27 protein-coding genes and 3 pseudogenes are annotated in these 22,128 nt (G+C 37.3%); 7 read left to right on the top strand and 23 right to left on the bottom strand.

Annotated features, from left to right (window positions below):
* The first annotated feature begins 263 nt into the window (after positions 1-263).
* The gene (locus BM126_RS19340) at positions 264-467 is read left to right on the top strand and encodes a hypothetical protein (protein WP_090991068.1); all 204 of its coding nucleotides are present in this window, start codon (positions 264-266) and stop codon (positions 465-467) included.
* Positions 468-637: 170 nt separating this feature from the next.
* On the opposite strand, the gene BM126_RS19335 is transcribed toward BM126_RS19340, so the two are convergent.
* The gene (locus BM126_RS19335) at positions 638-1,600 is read right to left on the bottom strand and encodes a cation diffusion facilitator family transporter (RefSeq protein ID WP_090991067.1); all 963 of its coding nucleotides are present in this window, start codon (positions 1,598-1,600) and stop codon (positions 638-640) included.
* 266 nt (positions 1,601-1,866) lie between these two features.
* Here BM126_RS19335 and BM126_RS19330 point away from each other — a divergent pair, with 266 nt between their 5' ends.
* Complete coding sequence (locus BM126_RS19330) at positions 1,867-2,028, top strand: ion channel (protein ID WP_256213192.1); 162 nt, start codon at positions 1,867-1,869, stop codon at positions 2,026-2,028.
* A gap of 472 nt (positions 2,029-2,500) precedes the next feature.
* Here BM126_RS19330 and BM126_RS22585 read toward each other — a convergent pair whose 3' ends face one another.
* On the bottom strand, positions 2,501-2,641 hold the full coding sequence (locus BM126_RS22585) for a hypothetical protein (protein ID WP_177201513.1): 141 nt from the start codon (positions 2,639-2,641) through the stop codon (positions 2,501-2,503).
* 139 nt (positions 2,642-2,780) lie between these two features.
* On the opposite strand from BM126_RS22585, the gene BM126_RS22580 reads away from it, so the two are divergent.
* Complete coding sequence (locus tag BM126_RS22580; RefSeq protein WP_177201512.1) at positions 2,781-2,957, top strand: hypothetical protein; 177 nt, start codon at positions 2,781-2,783, stop codon at positions 2,955-2,957.
* A gap of 596 nt (positions 2,958-3,553) precedes the next feature.
* On the opposite strand, the pseudogene BM126_RS19325 reads toward BM126_RS22580, so the two are convergent.
* Positions 3,554-3,793: pseudogene (locus BM126_RS19325) on the bottom strand (IS1595 family transposase); the annotation flags it as partial.
* Between the two features lie 2 nt (positions 3,794-3,795).
* Between BM126_RS19325 and BM126_RS19320 the strand changes: the two are divergent.
* Positions 3,796-4,068: a hypothetical protein gene (locus tag BM126_RS19320; protein ID WP_090991065.1), complete on the top strand. Its 273-nt coding sequence runs from the start codon at positions 3,796-3,798 to the stop codon at positions 4,066-4,068.
* A 64-nt stretch (positions 4,069-4,132) separates the two neighbouring features.
* Here BM126_RS19320 and BM126_RS19315 read toward each other — a convergent pair whose 3' ends face one another.
* The 9 genes from BM126_RS19315 to BM126_RS19280 form a co-directional block, all read right to left on the bottom strand.
* The gene (locus tag BM126_RS19315; protein ID WP_090991064.1) at positions 4,133-4,684 is read right to left on the bottom strand and encodes an MEDS domain-containing protein; all 552 of its coding nucleotides are present in this window, start codon (positions 4,682-4,684) and stop codon (positions 4,133-4,135) included.
* Between the two features lie 366 nt (positions 4,685-5,050).
* Complete coding sequence (locus BM126_RS19310; protein ID WP_071352059.1) at positions 5,051-6,319, bottom strand: PTS ascorbate transporter subunit IIC; 1,269 nt, start codon at positions 6,317-6,319, stop codon at positions 5,051-5,053.
* Positions 6,320-6,343: 24 nt separating this feature from the next.
* Positions 6,344-6,613: a PTS sugar transporter subunit IIB gene (locus BM126_RS19305; protein WP_071352060.1), complete on the bottom strand. Its 270-nt coding sequence runs from the start codon at positions 6,611-6,613 to the stop codon at positions 6,344-6,346.
* A gap of 15 nt (positions 6,614-6,628) precedes the next feature.
* Entirely contained in the window at positions 6,629-6,895 is a 267-nt protein-coding gene (locus BM126_RS19300; protein WP_090991063.1) for a PTS sugar transporter subunit IIB, read from the bottom strand.
* The gene (locus tag BM126_RS19295) at positions 6,892-8,958 is read right to left on the bottom strand and encodes a BglG family transcription antiterminator (RefSeq protein WP_090991062.1); all 2,067 of its coding nucleotides are present in this window, start codon (positions 8,956-8,958) and stop codon (positions 6,892-6,894) included. The genes BM126_RS19300 and BM126_RS19295 overlap by 4 nt, the downstream gene beginning before the upstream one ends.
* A gap of 242 nt (positions 8,959-9,200) precedes the next feature.
* Positions 9,201-9,614: a hypothetical protein gene (locus BM126_RS19290; protein ID WP_090991061.1), complete on the bottom strand. Its 414-nt coding sequence runs from the start codon at positions 9,612-9,614 to the stop codon at positions 9,201-9,203.
* Between the two features lie 17 nt (positions 9,615-9,631).
* Entirely contained in the window at positions 9,632-9,811 is a 180-nt protein-coding gene (locus BM126_RS23055; RefSeq protein ID WP_256213191.1) for a hypothetical protein, read from the bottom strand.
* A gap of 18 nt (positions 9,812-9,829) precedes the next feature.
* Complete coding sequence (locus tag BM126_RS23050; protein ID WP_256213190.1) at positions 9,830-10,159, bottom strand: hypothetical protein; 330 nt, start codon at positions 10,157-10,159, stop codon at positions 9,830-9,832.
* A gap of 845 nt (positions 10,160-11,004) precedes the next feature.
* Entirely contained in the window at positions 11,005-11,463 is a 459-nt protein-coding gene (locus BM126_RS19280; protein ID WP_090991060.1) for a hypothetical protein, read from the bottom strand.
* A 123-nt stretch (positions 11,464-11,586) separates the two neighbouring features.
* Here BM126_RS19280 and BM126_RS23440 point away from each other — a divergent pair, with 123 nt between their 5' ends.
* The gene (locus BM126_RS23440; protein WP_371261478.1) at positions 11,587-11,847 is read left to right on the top strand and encodes a VgrG-related protein; all 261 of its coding nucleotides are present in this window, start codon (positions 11,587-11,589) and stop codon (positions 11,845-11,847) included.
* Positions 11,848-12,129: 282 nt separating this feature from the next.
* On the opposite strand, the gene BM126_RS19275 is transcribed toward BM126_RS23440, so the two are convergent.
* From BM126_RS19275 to BM126_RS19255, 5 genes are all read right to left on the bottom strand, one after another.
* Positions 12,130-12,450 (bottom strand): hypothetical protein, encoded by a 321-nt coding sequence (locus tag BM126_RS19275; RefSeq protein ID WP_090991059.1) that lies wholly within the window; start codon positions 12,448-12,450, stop codon positions 12,130-12,132.
* A 265-nt stretch (positions 12,451-12,715) separates the two neighbouring features.
* On the bottom strand, positions 12,716-13,186 hold the full coding sequence (locus tag BM126_RS19270; RefSeq protein WP_090991058.1) for an SAM-dependent methyltransferase: 471 nt from the start codon (positions 13,184-13,186) through the stop codon (positions 12,716-12,718).
* A 367-nt stretch (positions 13,187-13,553) separates the two neighbouring features.
* Positions 13,554-14,402, bottom strand: coding sequence for an aldo/keto reductase (locus BM126_RS19265; protein WP_090991057.1), 849 nt, complete (start codon positions 14,400-14,402; stop codon positions 13,554-13,556).
* Positions 14,403-14,474: 72 nt separating this feature from the next.
* The gene (locus BM126_RS19260) at positions 14,475-14,909 is read right to left on the bottom strand and encodes a MerR family transcriptional regulator (protein ID WP_090991056.1); all 435 of its coding nucleotides are present in this window, start codon (positions 14,907-14,909) and stop codon (positions 14,475-14,477) included.
* A 212-nt stretch (positions 14,910-15,121) separates the two neighbouring features.
* Entirely contained in the window at positions 15,122-15,796 is a 675-nt protein-coding gene (locus tag BM126_RS19255; protein WP_090991055.1) for a hypothetical protein, read from the bottom strand.
* Positions 15,797-16,083: 287 nt separating this feature from the next.
* Between BM126_RS19255 and BM126_RS19250 the strand changes: the two genes are divergently transcribed.
* Positions 16,084-16,698, top strand: a complete 615-nt coding sequence (locus BM126_RS19250) for a hypothetical protein (protein WP_090991054.1) — start codon at positions 16,084-16,086, stop codon at positions 16,696-16,698.
* Between the two features lie 392 nt (positions 16,699-17,090).
* Here the strand turns inward: BM126_RS19250 and BM126_RS23435 are convergent.
* The 3 genes and pseudogenes from BM126_RS23435 to BM126_RS19235 all read right to left on the bottom strand — a co-directional run.
* Positions 17,091-17,364: pseudogene (locus tag BM126_RS23435) on the bottom strand (DUF4279 domain-containing protein); the annotation flags it as partial.
* A gap of 174 nt (positions 17,365-17,538) precedes the next feature.
* Positions 17,539-17,964, bottom strand: a complete 426-nt coding sequence (locus BM126_RS19240) for a cytidine deaminase (RefSeq protein WP_090991053.1) — start codon at positions 17,962-17,964, stop codon at positions 17,539-17,541.
* 232 nt (positions 17,965-18,196) lie between these two features.
* Positions 18,197-18,646: a hypothetical protein gene (locus tag BM126_RS19235; RefSeq protein ID WP_090991052.1), complete on the bottom strand. Its 450-nt coding sequence runs from the start codon at positions 18,644-18,646 to the stop codon at positions 18,197-18,199.
* Positions 18,647-18,910: 264 nt separating this feature from the next.
* Between BM126_RS19235 and BM126_RS19230 the strand changes: the two are divergent.
* Positions 18,911-19,748: pseudogene (locus tag BM126_RS19230) on the top strand (tyrosine-type recombinase/integrase).
* A 263-nt stretch (positions 19,749-20,011) separates the two neighbouring features.
* Here the strand turns inward: BM126_RS19230 and BM126_RS19225 are convergent.
* The 3 genes from BM126_RS19225 to BM126_RS19215 all read right to left on the bottom strand — a co-directional run bounded on the left by BM126_RS19225 (position 20,012) and on the right by BM126_RS19215 (position 21,929).
* Positions 20,012-20,407 (bottom strand): hypothetical protein, encoded by a 396-nt coding sequence (locus BM126_RS19225; protein ID WP_090991051.1) that lies wholly within the window; start codon positions 20,405-20,407, stop codon positions 20,012-20,014.
* Between the two features lie 144 nt (positions 20,408-20,551).
* Positions 20,552-21,484 (bottom strand): hypothetical protein, encoded by a 933-nt coding sequence (locus tag BM126_RS19220; RefSeq protein ID WP_141770109.1) that lies wholly within the window; start codon positions 21,482-21,484, stop codon positions 20,552-20,554.
* Between the two features lie 172 nt (positions 21,485-21,656).
* A complete protein-coding gene (locus BM126_RS19215; RefSeq protein ID WP_177201511.1) occupies positions 21,657-21,929 on the bottom strand; it encodes a hypothetical protein in 273 nt (90 codons plus the stop codon).
* Positions 21,930-22,128: the final 199 nt, after the last annotated feature.

The following is a 22,128-nucleotide window of genomic DNA, read 5'->3' as shown; positions in this document are numbered from 1 at the left end:
TCTTTAGAAATGTGTCCTGTTAAATCTGTTTATGCACCAAAGGTGTCCCATACTACTCAGGCGTTTAAGAATTTCTTAACCGCAGTTAAAAACAAAAAGCTGACCATAAAAACGGCACAAAAGGTGTCATTATTCCTGATAAAGATAACAATACAGAAATAAAATTTATTGCTCCTGTAAAAACATTTGCACAGTCTGACTTAAATGACTGGAGCGGCGTACTAATCGTTAAGCATGGAGTTAAAAGTTCTTATTAACAAGAGATGCCGAATTCAAATCTGGAAAATGACATGATGGCTAAAAAGTTAATATCCAAAGTAGATGTGTTAAAAGTTGGACATCATGGAGCAAATACTTCAACCAGCGCAAAATTTTTAAGTATTGCCAGACCTACATACTCGGCTATCAGTGTAGGCAAGCAAAAATTCATATGGGCACCCAACAGCGGAAACATTTCGGTATGGTGAGAGATTAAGGAGTGTTACGGTGTCATACACAATAGATAGTGACATGGAAATCATGGCGATGACAATCAGCATTTCTAATATGTAAATCCTTTTTTCAAGTAGGCAGCCCCTCCTCCATCACAGCGGTTATCATTAAGAAAAAAAAGAACAGCGGAGAATCCGCTGCTCTTTTACGTGTAATGCATTTTCCAATCAACCTCTCCATCATCTTTGCTAAATTCGATAAGGACATCGGCTACGCCCTTCTGCCCCATGACCTGACCTGCTAAACGCTCTTTAATCACATCTGCTTCTTCGATGGTGATAGATGCCTCTAGCTCTACTTCTACTTCTACGTGAAGTGTTTCCCCTTCCTTCATCACTGTGATGTTCCGAATATCTTTTACCTCAGGATCCTGGATGAGAATGTGTCCGATTTTCTTTTCCATTTCATCGTCAGCTTCTCCCAGAACACCGGCCGCATTATCTATAAAGACCTTTCCGACAACAAACAACATCATCAAACCGATCAAAACGGACGCAATTCCTTCTAATACATGCTGGCCTGTCCATTTAGATAGTAGAACAGCCAATAGAGCCAGTAATCCTCCTCCAGTAGCAACCAAGTCCTCCATAAAGACGAGCTTCGTAGCAGGTGTTGCTTTCCCTACATTTTTAATACTTTGGACAAGGATTCCGAGCCCTTTTGCCTCCACGTGAGTTTCATGGATGACCTCTTTCATGGCTTTTGCTAGTACCATTGATTCAAGGATGACTCCAGCCAGGAGAACCCCCACGACAATGAAGAAACCTTCAGCCTCGGTTGGATGAAGGACATGATGTACTCCCTCTTTTATGGTTTCGTAGCTCATAATCGCTACCACGATGACGGCCCCAAGCAGGACCAAATTCACCAATCGTCCAAATCCATTTGGAAATCGTTTGGTAGGTGTTTTTTTGGATAAAGCGGAGCCGATAAAGACAAAGAATTGGTTGGCTGCATCACCTATCGCATGCATCGTTTCTGCGAACATGGCCACATTCCCGGTAAAGAAAAATGCCGTCCCACGAAGGATAGCAATAACGGCATTTACAATGGCAGCCATTAATGCCGATTTATTTCCTTGTTTTAATAATACAAATAGTTCTTTCAAATGTTTTCCTCCTATATAATCATTCTTTACCTTGTATATCGGTTCACATTTCTCCTCATTTAATTACTAATTGTTAAACGTTCTTGTGAACCTTTATTAATGGGCAAACAACCCTTAATAACCAAAATTTATTATACTCCTAATCCACTTTAGTAGAATCATTTTTACTGCACCGCTTTTGATTTTTGTTAAAATGTTCCAACTTTTAAATTCTTGGATGCCATTTTGATCATCCATAGCCATACTGGATGCTTTAAATTTTTTGCGTGACAACTCTTACCACGGTAGGGAATGCTGAATTTGTTCCACCGACTAATATAGGAAAGATTTTCACCATAATCTACATATTCGCTGGAACAGGCCTTACTTTTAGCGTTGCTGGTCGAATCGCTGTTGGAATTTATCTCTCCAAGCAAAGGGACAACTAATACTTACATTAGTGTCTTAATGTCTGCACGGGGCACTGACGGATGCCATCGTTTATCCCAATAAGAAAAAGGAGCTGTCCTAAAACAGACCTGTTAGTTGAAAAGACCCAATTTGATTTGAATTTAGATATTGTTCTGAAAAAACTTTTATCGTAAACGCAATACTTAAGACTATAAGTCCACTGCATTCTAAAAACAAGAAGTTTTATTTATCACAGTATTTTCCCACTGCAATTGGACCCATCTTGTTATTGTTTCATTAAAAAATTTATAATATCTTTTAACTCTTCTTTTGATTTATTACGAAACCACTTTCATTTAGAATTTGCTCCATACTATATACCTTGGATTCCATCATCCAAGACAAAATGGCACTCTTTCGTAAGATAATGAGAAGCAAATAATTGTTGTTGTTTATATTTTTTTAAAAATTCAATATTTAAAGACTTTTAACATATGGAACAATAGTTCATTAAAGTGGTCTTACGTTATCAAAGTCATTTACTTCTAAAACTTCATCCACTTCCACAATTTCAATCTCACTATTATCATATTCTTTAACAATTGCAGTGATTTCTACAGTTGCAGATACTTTTGCTTTATATGTTTTCAAAAATGGTTTTCACTCCCTCAAAGTTTTTGTCTGTCACGCATTAGAAACGAAATGTGCACTAAAACGATTTTTAAATTGCCTTTCATTTTTTTGAGCTCACAAATATAATTAAGTTATAAACTAAAAGGAGGATTTGAAAATGAAGCAAGTTTCTTTAAATCAATGGCACAAAGAGCATAATAAACGAGTAGCAGAATTTCACAAAAAACACGAAACTGAAATACAACGTGGTGAAAACGGAAACAGTTTGCTAGTTCGTTGGGAGAGATTTTTTTATAATAATGTTATCTCCCCTCAAAAAAATAACTCTAAATGAACTGACCTTCTGGTACAGTTCTTTTTTTTTCGCAATATGTGTCTGTAGTGCTGCATGAACAGAATGCACGTCAACTAAACAGTTTAATACCCACCATTTTTCGAATTTAATTCCTCCGCAATTCCCTCGCTTCTTATTCTGAATCAAATCTCTAAAATTGCTTAAAAATAATTACACATATTATGGAAATTCCTGGACATAAACATCATGTGGTGATAATTCCAGGGGAAAAGCTAAGCTTACTTAGGATAGGCGGACATTTTAAAGGTGGTACCGTTCTAGAATGAAACGGCAATATACAAAACGGGGTTCTACTTTGTGGAGATATTATACGCGTAGTAGCTGACCGAAATTGGGTAAGTTTTATGTACAGCTATCCTAACCTCATCCCCTTGCCAAGTGTGACTATTGAGAGAATCTTTAAAAGGATGAATGAATTAAAGTTTACTCGCTTATATGATGCATTTCATCGCGTAATAAGAGAAGATGCCGCTCAACGTGTACAGAGTTCAGCTAAAAGGGTTGAAGCAAATAGATGGAAAATTATTTAATATATAAAAGGATACAGCCCTTTCATAATGGAATGGTTGTTTTTTTTACACCTCACGCAAAAACTTCACAGTTATACTATTTGAATTCTGACAAGAACTGAGGAGCATTTGGTTTATCTGCTCTTTTTCCGCCATCTTCTTACTTTGCTGAAGGAAACTGAACCAGTTTAGGTGGTTGTCCAAATACTTGGTCGCCACTCCTTAGAACCTATCCATCCACCCCTTTAAACGTTTATGATAGTTGTTCACGTTTTGCAGGTGGTAGATATCTTTTTTGACATACCCTTATGATGCTGCCAAAAGCGGCAATCAGAATGATTAAAAAATATAACGCAGAATGGTTCAGAAATGAAGATGATATCGCTGTTTTCCATAGCAAAGCGAATCCGGCCAGAATTAAAAAGGCTTTACATTCCCTGCTTTATATCCATTTAAAAATGGTGACTGATCAGGTTATTCCAAGGATTAAAAAGGATCGAATTCTGAAATTCTTGCATATGACCCGGGAGAAGACCATTTCATCAAATGGGCGGACGCTCCCGAATAAATATCAAAATTGAACAAAAGGCGCACAGCAGATTGTGCGCCCTGTTTAATTGCCCCAAACGCACCGGCAATATTCTTTTATTGCAAAAATCTGAATTCTTTATCCGTCAATAAAATTCCATGGCATTCCATTAAGAGCTTTTTTAAAGATTCAGGAGTTCTTCCGGCATCATATGCACAAACAGAAATGACTCCTTTATTTAGTATGTATTTATTTAATTCACGCTCATATTTTTCAATTTCATTGTGGATTTCCTGATCATTTCCCCATTCAATCAGACCCCATGTGCATATGGAATCACCGGCTTCCTGATGAGGAGCAATACTGGTTAAAAAGTAATTAAGAACGGTATGCGGGTGGAAGTTTCCATTTGAATAATAAAAGTCAAAATTATTCATGATATGTACTTTAGCCATTTCAGCATGGCTTAACTTCTTTTGCAGTATTTTATTGATATAAAGGAGATTTCGGTCATTTTCAATAAACATGACATGATCACCATTTTTAGCTGCGGTGACTATAAACGAAACGGCATTGCAAAGGTAGCTCTCGATATTATCAAAAGGATAAAATATATGACCGCCTTTCGTTTGTTTTAGGTTTTTTATCAATTCCGGTACTATTTCCATACTGGACAACTCCCTAGCTTCTTATCAGCAGCAAGTATTTTTTGGCAGCACAAAGGGCTTTTATAGGGTTTGTCGCGCTAGCCTTTGGCAGTCCATATGAGCAGCCATCCACCTCATAGCCAATTTCATATCCAAAAAAGAGTAATCTGCTAGTATTTCTCTATTTCACGATTCCCTTTATCTTTTAATTTCAAACTTTTATTTTATCAAAATTGTAACATATTTGAACAGAAGCTTACTCTCTGAAGCTATTAAAATAAATCGACTTTTTTAGACAAAGGCAAAGCAAATGCTGTTTGCTCCTTGTCGAGTCTTACCGGAATGCAAAAAAAAGAAGGGAACCATAGTCCCCTCTTTCTATGTACCTTATGATAATCCAAAAAACTTCAGGATGCTTATAATGATGATTCCGACGATTCCGAAGTCCGAGTCTCCGAATGTTGCCCCTTCAAAGCCCACATTCCCCATTAAGACTAAAAGAATGGCTGGAATGAAGCTGATAATAAGGCCGTTGGCGAACGAACCAAACATAGCTCCACGTCTTCCGCCTGTCACATTCCCGAATACCCCTGCCGCTGCACCTGTAAAGAAGTGAGGAACAAGGCCTGGAACGATGATTTTCAAACCGATGACCGGAAGAATGAACATGGATAAAAGACCGGCAAGAAAGCTGAATAAAAATCCGATAATGACTGCATTTGGCGCAAACGGGAAGACCGTCGGGCAATCCAGTGCAGGTTTCGTATTTGGTGCAATCTTTTCTGCAATTCCTTTAAATGCAGGAACAATTTCAGCAATCAGCATACGTACACCAGCCAGTATGATATAAACCCCAGCAGCAAATGTGATCGCTTGCATTAATGAAAAGATGATGAAATTCGAACCGCCTGAAAGCTTCGATTCAATATATCCCTGCCCGGCGAACAAGGCTACGATGACAAAGAAAATGGTCATTGTCAGAGAAACCGCTACGGATGTATCGCGCAAAAATCCCAATGACTTTGGAACATTGATTTGTTCCGTTGTTTTTTCCTTGTTGCCAAACCATTTTCCGACCTTTGCAGAAGTAAAATATCCGATGGAGCCAAAATGGCCGACTGCAAAATCATCGCTGCCTGTAATTTGGCGGACATATGGCTGCAGTAAAGCAGGAAAGAGTACCATACATAACCCTAAAAGAATTGAACCTGCCAGGATAAGCGGAAATCCTTTCAATCCGCCAACAGATAAGGTAACAGCCAGCAAGCATGCCATAAATAACGTGTGATGGCCTGTTAAGAAGATATATTTGAAACGGGTAAAACGGGCAAGAATGATATTGACGATCATTCCAAATACCATGATAAGCGCTGTTGAGGCTCCGAATTTGCCCTGCGCAGCCGCTACAACCGCCTCATTTGTCGGTATCACGCCCTGCACATGGAAGGCGTGGACAAACATTTTGCTGAAAATGGTCAGTGCACCAGTCAAAACAGTAGCACCTGCTCCTATAATAATGAAGCCCATCACTGTTTTTAGCGTGCCTGATACTACATCAGCCGCAGATTTGCGCTGAAGCAGCAAACCAATAAGAGCGAAAAGCCCGACTAATATAGATGGCGTACCGAGGATATCATTCATTAAAAGATCTAACATAGCTTTTATCTCCTTCTGCTCGTATTATTCTAAAACGGAACCTAACTTTGATGTGATCTCCGGAATGCTCATCATGTTTTCCAGGGTTACAACCGTGCGTTTTCCATCATCAAGCTGGCCCATAATGTCAGCCGCCCCTATGAAAATATCGGCCTGGACCGTTCTTGCGGATGTTAAATCCGTATGATCCACTTCCGCTGTTTTACCCATTTCAGTAAGCGCTTTTTTCACGTTAAGCTCCATAATAAAGCTGCTTCCTAATCCATTTCCGCATACTACCATGATTTTCTTCATACTATTTCCTCCTTATTACGCTAAATGCGATTCTAGTTTAGATTTGATTTCCGGAATGCTCATCATATTTTCCAGGGTAACAACCGTGCGCTTCCCATCATCAAGCTGGCCCATGATATCAGCCGCTCCTATAAAAATATCAGCCTGGACCGTTCTTGCGGATGTTAAATCCGTATGATCCACTTCTGCTGTTTTTCCCATCTCTGTAAGTGCCTTTTTCACGTTAAGCTCCATAATAAAGCTGCTTCCTAATCCATTTCCGCATACCACCATGATTTTCATACCTTTTCCTCCTTCGAATATTTATGAATATAGTTCAGCAGAACGTTTTTATCTGAGCTTTGCAGAATATCTTCAATGTTTGATGGCTCACCAAGCAATTGTGTCAGCTGGACTAATGCCCGCAAATGCGATTCACTGTCCGCTGCTGCAAGCACAATGATCAGACGGACCGGTTTACCCGGCGCAAAATCCACAGCTTCATCGAGCTTTAATAGACTCATAGATAATGACCGCACGCCAGCTTCGGGCCTTGAATGGGGAATGGCAACACCTGGAGTAATGATGACATATGGCCCGTTTTCCTCAATGGATGAAATCATGCTGTATACGTATCTTTCTTCTATCGTCCCTAAATCCACCAGGGGCTGTGAAGCAGCTTTAATGCCTTCCTTCCAATCAGATACAGACGCTTTTAATTGAATGGTTTGTGATGTTAATAATTCTTCCAGCACAGGTTTCTCTGCCTCCTCTATTGAATGCTTGTTCATCTTCTGTGTCCCGGCAAAAATGTGGGATGAAAGAGCTGCCTCAAGCTGCTCATGATCACGAATGTCCGCATATTGTGCGATAACCTTCAAAAGCGCACCGGCATCAAGGCTTTGCCCTGAATAACCGTAAAGCTTTTGCATAACCTGCTGCCGGAGTTTTTGCTTATCTGCAATCTCCAAAATCGGCGGCACAATAAATAAGGCGGCATCTGTCCTAAGATGGACTGTGGAAAATACGAGATCATATGATAAAGGGTAATTCACCATATCTCTGATCGATAATGCATCTAAAAACAGTACATCAGGAAATAACTCTCTAAGCGTATACATCAGGATGCTTGAGATGCCTATTCCATTCGGGCAAACCACAATCGCACGCTTCCTGTCATCAAGCGCAGTGCCCTGCCTTCGGAGCCAGCCGCCGAAATGAATCGTAAAATACGCTGCTTCATCTTCCGGAACTTTGCAGCCTATTGCCTGCTCCATTGGGCTCATGGCTTTTCGAGTCAAATGGTGCAGCTCCGGATAAACCCTCTGAATCCGCTCTGCCATGCTGTTTGCATGTGAAATGCGGTACTGCATGCGGTAATAAGCCGGCCTAAAATGAATATAAAGCTGATTTAAAAGCAATTCCTTATCCTGCAGATGCAGGCATGCCAGCCTCTCAAATTCCTCAACAATGTTTTTCAAAAGCTGCAAAATGACATGATCCTCCTGCAGTGGAGACACATCCCTTGTCCGGTTCATGCTTAATAAATGCAGCGTTCCATAAAGTATGTCGGTTTCATTCCATTTTGATTGAAAGCCATCCGTTTTTACCATGTCTTCAACAAGCTTACATTCCTTCGCAGCCGTAAGCTCTTTCCAGCTGTCAATGGATTCCAGCGGGTCTCCTTTTGCAATCAGCGCATCTGCAGTCAAAAACAGATACGTCAATTCCTGGAGCCTCTCATCTGTAAAAGTAATGCCGAGCTTGCGTTCAATGGTTTCGAGCTCATGCTGGATGGAATGAATCTGTTTTGCTGCATGTCCCCATACACATTCCATGATGAGGGAACTGTTTGCACTATGGAGAACCTCATGTATCAGCTGTTCAGCCACATATCTTTTTGCTGTGCCCGAGCCTTTTACAAGATAGCCATCCTGCTTGGAATATCTAATTGTAAGATCTGCCTGCTTCATTTTTTCCTTTAATCGCTGCAGATCCTTTAATACTGTATTTCGGGAAACTCCTGAAATATACTGAAAGTGATAAAGAGACAATTCCTCCCTGCTAAGCAGAAGGGTCAAAGAAAAAACCTTCTCACGGTCTCCTTCGGAAAACAAATATGTGCGCGTAGTCAGATTCACCTGCAAATCTTCAGCAAGGATGCTGTCTGACAAGTAATAACCTGCTTTACGTTCATATCCGATAGGCTTGTAATCATGATAGTGAAGCCAATCATTCGCCTTCCCTATCCCATATTGCACCTGTCTTCGGGTCAAGCTGGTCTGCGCTTCAAGCTCATCCATCTTTAAAGGAGACGACTGCTGCAATATCCGCAGTAAGTGAGCACTTCGTTCATCTAATTGCATCTTTCATCCTCCTATGAATTAACCATACAGCACTACAACCAAAAACTGTACGGTTTTTGGGTCCGTTTATTGTCACATGCACTGCACAACAATATACTTTATCTTCTGCACAATAATACTATTACAGGCTGAAAACACAATAAGTGTCTAAGACAAAAAACAAGAAGAGTTGGCTTCACTCTTCTTGTTTATGTTTTCATTTTTTCATTCAAAGCCATGAATGTGTCCCTTCCAAAAAAGGCCTATGCTTTTTCTTCTATTTCTATTAAAAAGCGGTCATTTTCCATTAACACCTCTTCAAGCTGGATGATGATTTGCTGAGCATGGGCACCGGCAGTGTTTGCTTTCACATGCTTCAAAAGTACTTTAGTATCCGCTGAAAATTTATGCACAAAGCTATGGCACCTCGCCATATTGACTCTCAATGTTTCTCCGTACTCGTTTGTAAACGCGCGCCTGATGCAGCCCCTTACTCCTGCATACCCGTATGATACCTCAGACGCAGCTCTATACAGCAAAATCATTCCGGTGCTATGGCTTGATTCCGGATGCAGCCGGAGCTCCGTCATCAATGACATCACCCTTCGCACCAATGGTTTTGCCTCCTCCATCATCTTCCACCAATCCAGCAGGAGCTCATTCTCATCATGATTCATTCACATCCTCCTTACCGTTAAAGGCGCGGAATGGCTTGAACCGGTTCAGTCTGCGACAAAATCATATCCCACTGAGATCCAAGCAGCTCTTTGCAAAGATCATTTCCCTCCCAAATACTGCCTGCAATTTGCCTGTTCAGTTTCCTGCTGTAATCAACTAAATAATAAACATCAGGAGGTGCATTTTTTACAGCCAATTCAAAGTTAGGGCTCAGCTACTGCTCAGAAATTCTTAAAGTATCCAGATCAAAAACAAGCATGGCCAGCTTATTGGAGGTCACACCTCTTCGTAAACGGTCAATCGTTCCCTGCACAGCATCAAATCCATAACCAATATCCGCAACAGAAGCATGATACGGATTAAGGCCAGGCTGGACCCGCAACGTTTTAACCGAACGAAAACCCGTTGTAATCGAGCACACCACTTCCTTCGCAGCCATCCCTTTTTCAATAGCCGCATATATCGCATCAAGATAGGCATTTCTCTGATTGTCACTCATCATAAAATTTTCATCATCCTTTTCAAAATCAGATAGCACAGTCAACTCTCGGAAACTTACTTACAAATGTATTCAGGATGAACCTGCAAATGTCATGATTATTGAGGAAAAGATCATAATTCATCAACAATAGGGACAAATCTCATTTAATTCTCCTATTTTGCGGGTATAAGAGACTTCACTTTTTCCATTTAAATGGATAATAAGTTCAAAATCGCTGTAATTAGAGCCAATTCCTTGATGATTAGAGCCAAATTCAGCTTCATTCGAGCGAAATCGGCCTCCATTCGAGCGAGTTTGTCTGAAGAAAAAAACAGCCGCCTTAAAGGCTGCTGCTTGTCTTGTGACCTTACACTTCTTTGTCCTTAAAACATTCAGTCATTATCAGCAGGCGATGGAGCATGCTTTTACTAGACGCAGTGTATGAAAACATTCGTTTTTTTTGCAAAAGGATATAGCAGGACAACTACTTATGCAAAACTTAAAATTCCATAATATGGTACAATGAACGAAAATGATTTTTTAAGGAGATGTCCAGCTTGGATTTTAAAAAAATATTATTATATCTTATTGGCATCGCCACATTGATTACTGGATTTTTTATCTATCGTTCAACTTATACTTTTATCATTGGTTTAATTCTATATTTTATTGTTTACTTTACAGTAAAATCAAAACCCCAAAGAACAGACACCCATATTTAATAACTTTATATTGCCTGCATCGGACTGAAGGGTGAATGGATCACCCTTTTTTATTTAGCTATGTTAAAGAATAGTGTTGATGTTTAAAAAGGGCTCTGTTAAATAATACTGTTGATAATGGAATATAAAACAAGGACCTTAGATTTGGTCCTTGTTTTATATTATTGAAGAGTATTGTAAAACACTTTATATGCCCAAATGGTAAAGATAACAATTACCTTTTGCTAAATGTTCTGACATAGAAATAATCTTTCCAAGCTGATTAATCACTTCATCACGATTAATATTAATTCTTTCGTATTCTCCATCTTGTTCATTATCTCCATAAACAAAATTTCCTGTTATTTCAAAGGTATTTGGTGCATTCTCAAATAAATCTCTCCAAGATGTAAAAATACCTTTTAATAATTTAGAAGATTGTTCATCAAAAAGAGTGACTCCATAATAATTAATGCCTCGACCATTTGGATTCCCTTTTTTCGCAGGATTTTTACTTGGTATCCATTCTAATGAGTCTGAAATGTAATGGACAATATCATCGTGAATTACAACATTATCAATCACCCTGATGTTTTCTATAAGCGTCCAAATTTCATTAATTTCAATCGTTTCAGAAACAAGGTAAAATTTGTGTTCTAAACCCATATTCCCCTCCATAAATTAAGTATTTTTATCATATATTGTTTAACTAAATACATCGTAGTTCAAGAAAAAATGGACCACTATAACTTATATGTCGATAATCTTAATCTCTCATAACTAGCATTGGTGGATTACAATTCTTCTTTTGTTAGTGCCTGGAGTTCCGTTTATAACAAAGATAAAACTGGATTTTACCAAGAACAACACGATTTCATTAAGTATTCACATTATGATCCAGTAGTGAAACAAGTGAAAGCCCAATATTGTTATGATGCTAGTACAAAGTCGTTAGCCATTCAAGAAATATTCTGGAGTTCAGCTGTTCAGCACAGAGCTTTATATATCAAAGGATATGGGTCCAGCAATCGGAAAGAATTGGACCACTAAAAGTGATGCTACGAATTATAAATATGTTTTATGATCGTCGGATTGTAGTTTTTGGTACCGGGGAGATTGGTCATAGCTTCGCTTGTTATGCGAGATCTTGTCCCAACCAGCCTCAAACATCTTTCTACAAGTAGGGGGCGAACAGTCTAGTTCACGAGATCTTAGTCCCACGCACCCGTACGTTCTACCCTGGCTACGAAATAATAGGTCCTATAAAAAAAGAGCAACCAGTAAAAACTGGTTAACTCTATAATGCGAACGTACCCGTTAGTTCAACAAGAACTAGTTGCTGTATTCCTCATCATTAATTATTTTATATAACGTAACGAATTCTTCAGATATAGAAATAAAGTGGTTATTCTCACGATGACTTAAGCCTCTTACCATACCATCAATCTTTCCAAGAAATTGAGGTTTTTTCTTACCAATATACCAAGAGAACAACTCACCATTAGAATCATAACTACCAAAAAAATAAGCATAATTTCCTCTAACACATAAAGCATGTGAACCGTACAATTTTTCTGGGACTTTATGATAATTTATTATTTTAGATTCAGGATAAATCTGTAATAAAGGAAAGTCGGTGTGGGGAATAGCCAAACGGAGGACCCCTCCCCTTTACAAATAGCATAACAATCTGATATGAATGGTCTATCCATTAAGTCGGAACGATATCTAAAAATAACACTACCAGTAAAATCGAATAAAACTAAACCTTCTGTTGATATTCCATTTCCGAAAACACCTTCATCAAAATAACTTATCCAAATGCACCCGTTAGTTTAAGTACAATATTTCACAATCTAATTTCGGTCTTCATTTCAATAAACGGTCAAAAGTTACTTTTACAGAGTTTATGAAATAATTACTTTAAATCCTCCCAATAATTTTCCATCAAAGAGATTGACCAATCGGGTTGGCTTACTTCATCTTTTGGTAGAAATTCTTTCAATACTGGCTTAATGTCGATAATCGGAGTTCCGTCTAATGCATCTAATCCCTTAACTATTAATATACGCTGTTTTTGTTCAACAAGTTCAACAATAGTTACACCTAATTTATTTGGTCTATTTTTTCCTCTTTGAGCAAATATTCCAACCTCGGGATAATCTTTATTGTTTCTTGGATGTCTTGCTTCATACTGAATTTTATCATCTGATACCTTATCAAAGAAAAAAATGATTTCTAAGTGTGAGAATTCATTAATACCTTTCAATGAAGAATCATTTATATTTTCCGCTAGTTCAATTGTAGATATGATTGAACCCCAATTATCATCCAAGATATCTTTTCTAGTATTATTTACAAAGGCAATTGGTTTGATAGAATACTGCATTTGTTCCATCCCCTCCTATACATACTTCTTTAAGAAATAAGGTCCCATTTTTCATCTTTATCATAACAAGCACAATTCTCAAAAGAAAATATAGAATAATTATACATATCCATAATTTTATCTTATTGAACTCTCCTACATCGTAGAAAAAGCTACCCTTAAAGGCTAGCCACTTGTTTACTTACGCACCCGTTAGTTGAAGAAGAGTTATTTAAGTTGGGTTTACTAGAAACCTTAAAACACACTTTAAAGCAGGAATATTTGTGAATTTATTAAAGGATGGTTTTTCTTTAATCGGTAAAAAAATAATCGCATGAAATCAACGCTCTAAATGAGCTAATTTCATGCGATTACTATTCTAATTCTCTTATAAATCTAATTTTCTTTCGGCAAGCCACTTAATCATATTTGGGTCTGCGTGTGAGAAGAACTGGCTTTCTCCAATATTTAAGGTCGCAATAGCTGCTTTGTCTCCATCAGTTAAGCTGAAGTCAAAGACATCAATATTTTCTACCATACGTTCTGGATTTGTTGTTTTTGCTAAGACTACAATTTCTTGCTCCACGAGCCAACGTGAAATGACTTGTGCAACTGACTTATTATATTTCTTACCTATTTCACTAAGAATTTCATTTTGGAAAATCTCATTTTTCCCTTCTGCAAAAGGAGCCCATGCTTCAGGACAAATCCCTTGTGCTTTTAACGCTTCAATAGCTTTTGTTTGTTGGTTGAATGGGTTAATCTCAATTTGGTTGATAGCTGGAGTTACTTCGTTGAACAATGATAAATCCACTGCCCGGTCAACCGCAAAATTTGAAATACCAACGGCACGTATTTTCCCTTCTTTTTGAAGTTCTTCCATCGCATGCCATGCACCATAAATATCATTATAAGGCTGATGGATAAGTAATAAGTCAACATAGTCTAAGCCAAGACGATTAAGTGAACCTTGAAAAGAATTCATTACGCCATCATACGATACATTTTCAATCCATATCTTGGTTGTAATGAAAAGCTCTTCGCGAGCAACGCCTGAATTTTTAATTCCTAATCCGACTTCCGTTTCATTCATATAAGATTGTGCAGTATCAATATGACGGTAACCAGCTTTGATAGCATTAATCACAGCTTGCTCTGTTTTTTCTCCAGGGATTTGGAATACTCCAAAACCTAAAATTGGAATTTCAACACCATTATTGAGTTGTATAGTTTTCATTTTTTCTGCCTCCGTATTGGTTAATTACATAAGGCTACTATAAACTATGGAGTCAACTCCATAGCAAGAAATTTATTCGAGTTTTTTGAAATGTTTCATCTCCCATAACTTCTCCACTTTATCTTTCGTCAATTCACCACTTTTGAACTTCGCTATATGAACGTCATAGGTGTCAATCTTATATTGTAAGAGGGAATGTACTTCTTTCATTTTCTCTATATTTTTTTCAACTTCCTCCAATTGGTCAACCAATATTTGTTTTTGAGCCTCCTCCACATTTTGGGTTTCTCTAAGCCTCGCAAGTGAAGCGAATTCAATCAATGACTCAATGGATAATCCTGCCGAACGAAGACTTTTTACAAGAAAAATCCAATTCAAATCACTGGTTTGATAATTACGATAACCATTTTTATCACGTGTAACTGGTGGTATCACACCAATTCTTTCATAGTAACGAAGAGTGTCGACCGATAGGTCAAACATTTCTGCAACTTGTTTACTGTTCATAATTTTCCTTTCTAAACTATTTTAAATTTATCTTACCTCAATTGTAAAAAAAAGAGAACGTAAGTCTCCGGGCTTTAGCAACGAGCTAAAAAGGGAGTAACTTCTTCAACTAACCTGCCCCGTTAGTGCCATAAGAAAAAGGCTGCCGCAGCAACCCTTGTTATTGAAGTAAAGCACCCGTTAGTTCTATTAGGGTATGGAAAGGGAGAACACTATTCCCATTCATAATCAGTCACCAGCTCAACCTTTTCTGGCATTATTTTTTGAAGAGAGTCTATTGTTGAAAAGTGTTCATCGTTTGAGAATGCGGCTATATAATCGCCATCATGCCCTACCCAAAACATAGTGGAACTCTCAGTTAAAGTTGCTATCGGGGTATTGGCTATCCATTTTAGTTTAATAAGTCTGGTTCGGTTATTTTTAGTCCTTTTTACAGGATAAGGTGACTCATGTTCCCTTTCCTCTAGTTTGAATATATCCTGTTTTAAGGACCATAATGATAAGTTCAACATGCTCCCATTCCCATGCAAATAAGGATAGTATTGTTTAAATTGCTGTGGGCTGCGGATAATTGCCTTTACAAAGAACATGTCTTTACGACTTCCCTTCATACAATTGAACTCTATATTTTGCACCTTAAACAGCTCTTCGTACTCTGCTAGTTGAAAATCATCGATTTCCGCAAGTGAATAAATAGGGTAATAATTTGGGTTTTCCAGCCAATTGCAAAAGAATTCTTCATGGACATCTGTATAGTCCCCATCAATATAACAAGAAAACTCTACGATATTTTGGAACTCACCGGTTATCTCAAAAGGATAAGTGGCTTCTGGGCCAGGTACAGTTATTATTTTTTCTTGAGGGAAGTAGCTTATTTCTACCTTCATGTTATTCGCCTCTCTTAAAAGGGTCGGATAGTTATATTTTTATTATATACTACTTGAAACTGTTGTTTTCACTGGCTTATTAGAGTTATCAGCTTGTTGAACTAACCTGCCCGTTAGCTGAAGAACAAAAAGTTGATGTAGCAGCCCTCCTTCTTTAACTAACGCACCCGTTAGTTGAACAAGAATTTGAGAGTATTAATATAAAATCCCTATTTATTCCTAAGATGAAAGAGTGTGGTTTATAATTGAAATTATCTGAGTAGTATAAAATTATGGGAGCGATGGAGATGAGTAAAAAAATTTTAATAGCTTTACTCTGCTTAGGATTAATTGTGGTACTTTATTTTTCAGCTTCCCGTCCTGGTTCAAGTCCTGGTTCAAGTCCTGGTTCTAATTATATTCCTACTACATCCTTGGAAGAAGCAATCTGTGCAAAAGTAGAAGCACAGAATGAGGATTGCAAAAAAGTGATTTTAATTGATACCGATTCAAATGTGGCTTTTGTCGAGACTGAATTCGGAATCCATCCTGTTCTTATCAGCAAAGACCATACCAAAATGGTAAAAATGATTCCAGGATTAGATTTCCAAGAATTCAGAGAGGAAAAGGAGGAGAATGGACCAATAACCTGGAGAGTTGAAAATAATGTCCAAAAGGATTTCTCCATTCTATACGGATTTGCCAGAGACAAGGCAAAGACCATCATTATAAATAGTGAAGGCAATATACAGCCAAATAAACTTTATGTTCGGGACGACTTGGCTGGAATGAGCGGAGGTTCAGGTACGGCTGCGTTGTGGGTTTGGTATATTACTTCTAAAGATGAAATGATTAAACCAGCGGATATAACAGTTTATGGAGCAGATGGTCATCTTATTTACGGAGGAAGCAAAGAGGAATAGTGAAGGGATAACAGAATGAAAAAGTCGGTAACTAAAAAAGGATGGGAACCAACCAAACACCAAATTTAAACCGATTAATTTTATTTGATAGGTTAATATATATCGGTTAAACAGGATTTTTAGGTGGAGTAGCCAACTTTGTTCTCACTTACTAAAAAGTCAGTTTCCGACTTTGTTTTTCAAAGTTACATATTATCCCTCATATTTAACTATCCTGCACCGTTAGCGAAACAAGAAAAGCGACTGCTCTTATTGAACAATCGCACCCGTTAGTTGAAGAAGGTTTGTGCTTAGTCTTCAAAATCATTTTCATAAGGGTTTGCATACAAATCAATATCAATTTCAGCTTTAACACTATTTGCAAATTCAATCTGTTCGTTATCCAGATACAAACCCGGTGAATCTCCATTTTCCATAATAATCAATGAAGATTTTACATTCGAGTTTATACTTTGTTTTTAACTGATTTATTGTAGCTGCTTTATTTTTTAACGGTCCTAAAATCTGGTCCATTTGTTCCTTCACATCAAAGGATTCTCGATAGCCCGTACTTAATTCCCAGGCTGTTTCTTTTCGATATAGAGTTTTCGTTGAAATAACATTTGGATTATAAGGTCTTACAATCACTTCACCCTTTTTATAGGTTTTTGTTGGTTTAACTTCCAACGTTTTGGTCGCATAATTTATTGGAAATTCAGCTCCATACAAGCTGAAGTAAACCTTTACTTGAGTTTTGTCCAAGGTCAAATTCCCCCTCCCGATAGTTCCATAACAAAAAGAGCTGCCAAAGCAACTCTCTTATTGAAGTAAACCACCCGTTAGTTCATTAAGGTTTTTCATTTATGATTCCCGACTATATTTAAGTGGAATTAGTTCACCAATTTTAGTTTTCTGTAACTCGCCATCTATATCTAAAACAACAAAACAATCTGGTGAATAATCGGAGATTAATTCCCTACACAATCCACACGGACTAACTACTCTTAACTCTCTATTTTTTTCATCAGAATAAGGATGTCTAACGGCAACAATTGTATCAAAGTATTTTTCTCCGTTTGAAATTGCATTTCCAATCGCGATAGCTTCAGCACATACTGTAATTTGTCCAATGTATGCTTCTATATGTACCGCAGAAACGATATTTCCCGACTTTGTTTTTAACGCTGCTCCTACATGATGCCTATCATCTTCATAGAGGTGAGTAATTTTACTTTTAGCTTCATCAATTAATTTAAAATCATTTTCTGTTAAAGGATAAGTTTTCATATTTTTCCTCATTTTTCTTATTTGTTTACCTACTTATATTTAAATATTTTTCTTTACAGTATCTATATATTCTAACTTAAGAAGTGTTCTTTTTATGAAAAATATAAGGTATTATCATGTTTTTACCAAAAATCCTTATTGAACTATTCTGCCCCTTTAGTTGAACAAGAAGGCTCTGCCTTAACTACATCGGCACTCTTTCCACTGTAGAACATTCCGCAATTGTGATGCTTCATTTTACTTCTACGACAAACACGTGGCTTGCACTGCCCTTTTCCCAACTTGCAAAGACATCGTATACATATGTCCCTTTTTCATTTGGTGCTGTAAAGGAGTTCCCTTTTAGGGTAACTGTTGCACTTTCATTATCCGGATTCCAACGGTTCGCCCCCACGCTGCCCTTGTTCGGCTTCTTCCCGTATCCAAATGTGATTGTAGATCCTGGAGATATCGATATGGGCTTAGCTTGGTGGTGTTGGATTATTCCAACTGGACCGATGGTATCAACGCACCTTGCGTTAAACATGGAATTCCAGCAATACGACCCGGGATATACCCGTATGGATTTACCATCTGCGTTCACAGCGGGTTGTGGTGGTTCTGCCTGAAGCATCCCCACACCTATGTATACTCCAAAAAGAATCAAACCAACCAGTCCTACTAGCCATATGGGTTTTTTCATGAACATTCCTCCTATTTCTATAAACGGATGTTTTCTAGGTTCCGTTACATTCCTACAACAAGAATATTAAGAACAAGTGGTAATCACTAATAAAGGATATGGAATAAGAAGGACTTCTTCTTCTACTAACCTGCCAGTTAGCGGAATAACAAATAACTTTGTTCAACTATCGCTCGCTTAAGGCCAACATTCAGACAAAAGTGTACTAAGTGATATTTTAACTGGGGATAATCCCTTCTAGATAGATAATTAGGAGGAGATTATATGTTATTATCCAAAGCGTGGGAAAATTATGAATTCGATAAACGTATTGAGGGTTACTCACCTCATACGATAAAAGCATACAAATTCCAATTGTACTTACTGATAAGATATTTCAAGGATATTGATATTAAAACACTTACCACAGAAGATTTAAAACAATACCTTATAAGTACTGGGAATCATTTGAAGCCGGCGAGCCTTGCACACCGTATACGATTCTTAAAGTCCTTACTTAGGTGGGCATATGAAGAGGGCTATCTATATAACAACCCAGCCGTAAAAATAAAAGAGCCTAAATTGGGGCAGAATACCGAAATTTCTTACTGATCACGAGATTGAATTACTTAGAGAGGCTTGTTATTCCCCATTCGAAAATGCATTGTTTGAATTTATGTTTTCGACGGGGTGCAGGATTGGTGAAGTTGCAATACTTAACAAAGAGCACATAGATTGGCCCAGCAGATCAGCGATAGTCAGAGGGAAAGGTAATAAAGAACGCGAAGTTTATTTCAATACTCGCAGTGACATTTGGTTAAAGCGTTACCTGGATGAACGGCAGGATCAAGATTCAGCCCTATTTGTCACGGAACGCTGTCCTCATAGGATGAGTACAGCCCAGATACGTTACATCATAAAGCGAATTTCGAAAAGAGCAGCCTTCAATAAAAATATCCACCCTCACCAATTCCGACACAGTTATGCGACTCATTTATTAAATAATGGGGCCCCTCTTGAAGTTATTCAGACTTTACTCGGACACGAAAAAAGTGAAACAACCAGGGTCTACGCCCATCTTAGCGGGAAAATAAGGAAAGATTTCTACAATAAATACTTCTAGCGAAGGCTGCTGAAGCAACCTCCATTACTTTAACTAATGCACCCATTAGTTTAAGTACAAATATTCACAAACTTTAAAAAGCCAGTATAGTCAATTTCAATAATCATAAGACCTTCAAACTAATAATAAAGTGTTACTGCTTGTTTAAGAAACGCCTCGGTAAGACGCATTTTAAATTTTAATCAGTAGTTTCAATACAGGATTTTATAATCCTAATACCATCTTTTGCAATTCCAACTAATTACATAAGGCAAACAATTATCTCAATCTCCTATTGCTTCTACTAAATTTTTCCCTCGGAGTGCTTCTTCACATAACTCCTTTAACTTTATTGAAAAGTATCTTACTTTTTGGTCATCTATGTTATTAGAATTGTATTTTTCCGATAAACCATCACAAATGTTTATTAATTCCTTTATCTCTTGTATGGAAAAATCTTTGTCACCATATTGATCTAAACCTAAAAGTAAATCAAACTTCTCTCTTGGTCCATTTGCTCTATATCGTTGCCAATATTTTTCACTTATGCAAAGAAAACCTTGTAATTCTTCTCTAAACTTTATATGCTTTCGAGAATCCTTAGTTTTGATATAGAAATCTAAACCTACACCAGAATCAAAAAATTCACTTAAACTTTTTTTATCGATATTTTTATCCATACTTTAACCACCATTTCTTTTATAATTATCGGCTCTAAAGCGTTGTACAACTATCGCACCCGTTTGTTTAAGTACATTTCTTCACAATCTTATTTTAGATCAAAAGTAACATCCTAATGGGGTATAACCAATGTTAACTACAGTTTAACGTAAATTGTTTTCAAGAATGTAGCCATTTTCCCAAGTTCCTATTAGTAAAAATAGGTCATCGCTACTGAATTCCCCAAAACAAGCGTATCTAATTTTTTCAACTACTATGGGTTTTAAATCATCGTATCGCAGTATTAAAACTGTCTGACTATATGTAAGGATAATATATCGACCATCGTTTGACTGGTGAAGATGTTGAAAATAGCCCAAGTGGTCAGGATAATCCTGTTCTGATAAGCAGACTGTCTTTAGTATTTCTTCAAACTGTCCATCGAGTATAAATACCTCATAATTATCCACAACAATATATGTGTTATAACTTGAACAATAGATAACTGATTTCCAGTGCCAGATTTCTGAATTCTCCATCACTTTAATCGACCCTGTATTTAAGGGGTCTTTTACTTTTACTATTTTATTAACTCTGTAACCTTCGTGATTTTCATAACTCAAAGTAAATAAATAGGAATTTGCATTTTTGATATACTGATTATAATTGATAAGGGTTGTTGTTGAATCTTCAAATTCCGTTAGGATTCTGTGTTCCCCCTTATCAATGTTGATTAATGCCAGCTGTTGCCCATTTTTGGTTTTCAGTGTATCAAGGATAAGGAAGGGAGTATTAGTTACTACAAAGTCCCCTTCGACAAATCCATATTTTTTATTAGATTTAAGGGTTTTGACTAATTGAAACCCCTCTGTATCATAAACACAAAATGCCCCGATTGTCCTTTTTATATATAAGTAGTTATCGTTCTGTGAGAACTGGGTATAGCCAGGATCTTTAGGTTTACTAAGCTCCGCAATTTTTTCCCAAGAACTTGAATCAAAAACAATGGTTTTACTACCCATAGTATGGCATAAAAAACGGTGGTTGTTCGAAAGTTTAATTTGATATGAAGTTTTCAATTTTTTAATCAGATTCATTTGAAGCATTGCCTACCAGCCCCTGTAAATTCTCTTACCTAGACATTTAGGTATTTTAACCCTTTAAGTTGAATAATAAAAAAGATGGGTTCGTAATAGCCATCCCATCTTTAAATATATCAACTAACGCACCCGTTAGTTCCATAAGAATCTTTATAATTCATCGCTTTTTTTATTCGTTGACTGGTTCTATCGTTTCAGCTTCTAATTTATTTTCCTTTGTGTAACCTTTTCTTAAGGTAACAGGCACTTTATCCCCTTCTTTTATCTGATTGTAATAGTCCGAATGGTCATATCCATATACGATGACGTTATCTTTATATCGGAGGGTGAGTTCCCATTCCGACACATCATCTCTTACGTATTCTTTTTTGACTACGGTTGCTTCTACTATTTTCTCTTTAAAGTGGTCAATTTGAGGACCTTCGGAACAACCAGATAACATAATACCTATTACGATTAATAAAACCCATACTACGTTCATTATTTTCATTTTGCGGACCTCATTCCTTACACCCCCTTAAAAAGAGTAAAAAAACTAAACTGCCCCGTTCGTATTATAAGGTTAACCAGAATGCTAAATATTTCTGGTTGACCTTATTTATTTTGGTCTTATTATATCAGTAGCCAAGGTAGAACGTAAC

Source organism: Bacillus sp. OV322, assembly GCF_900112495.1.
Taxonomy (GTDB): Bacteria; Bacillota; Bacilli; order Bacillales; family DSM-1321; genus Peribacillus.
The sequence above is the reverse complement of the archived record's forward strand: the minus strand, read 5'-3'. Positions and strand labels throughout refer to the sequence as shown.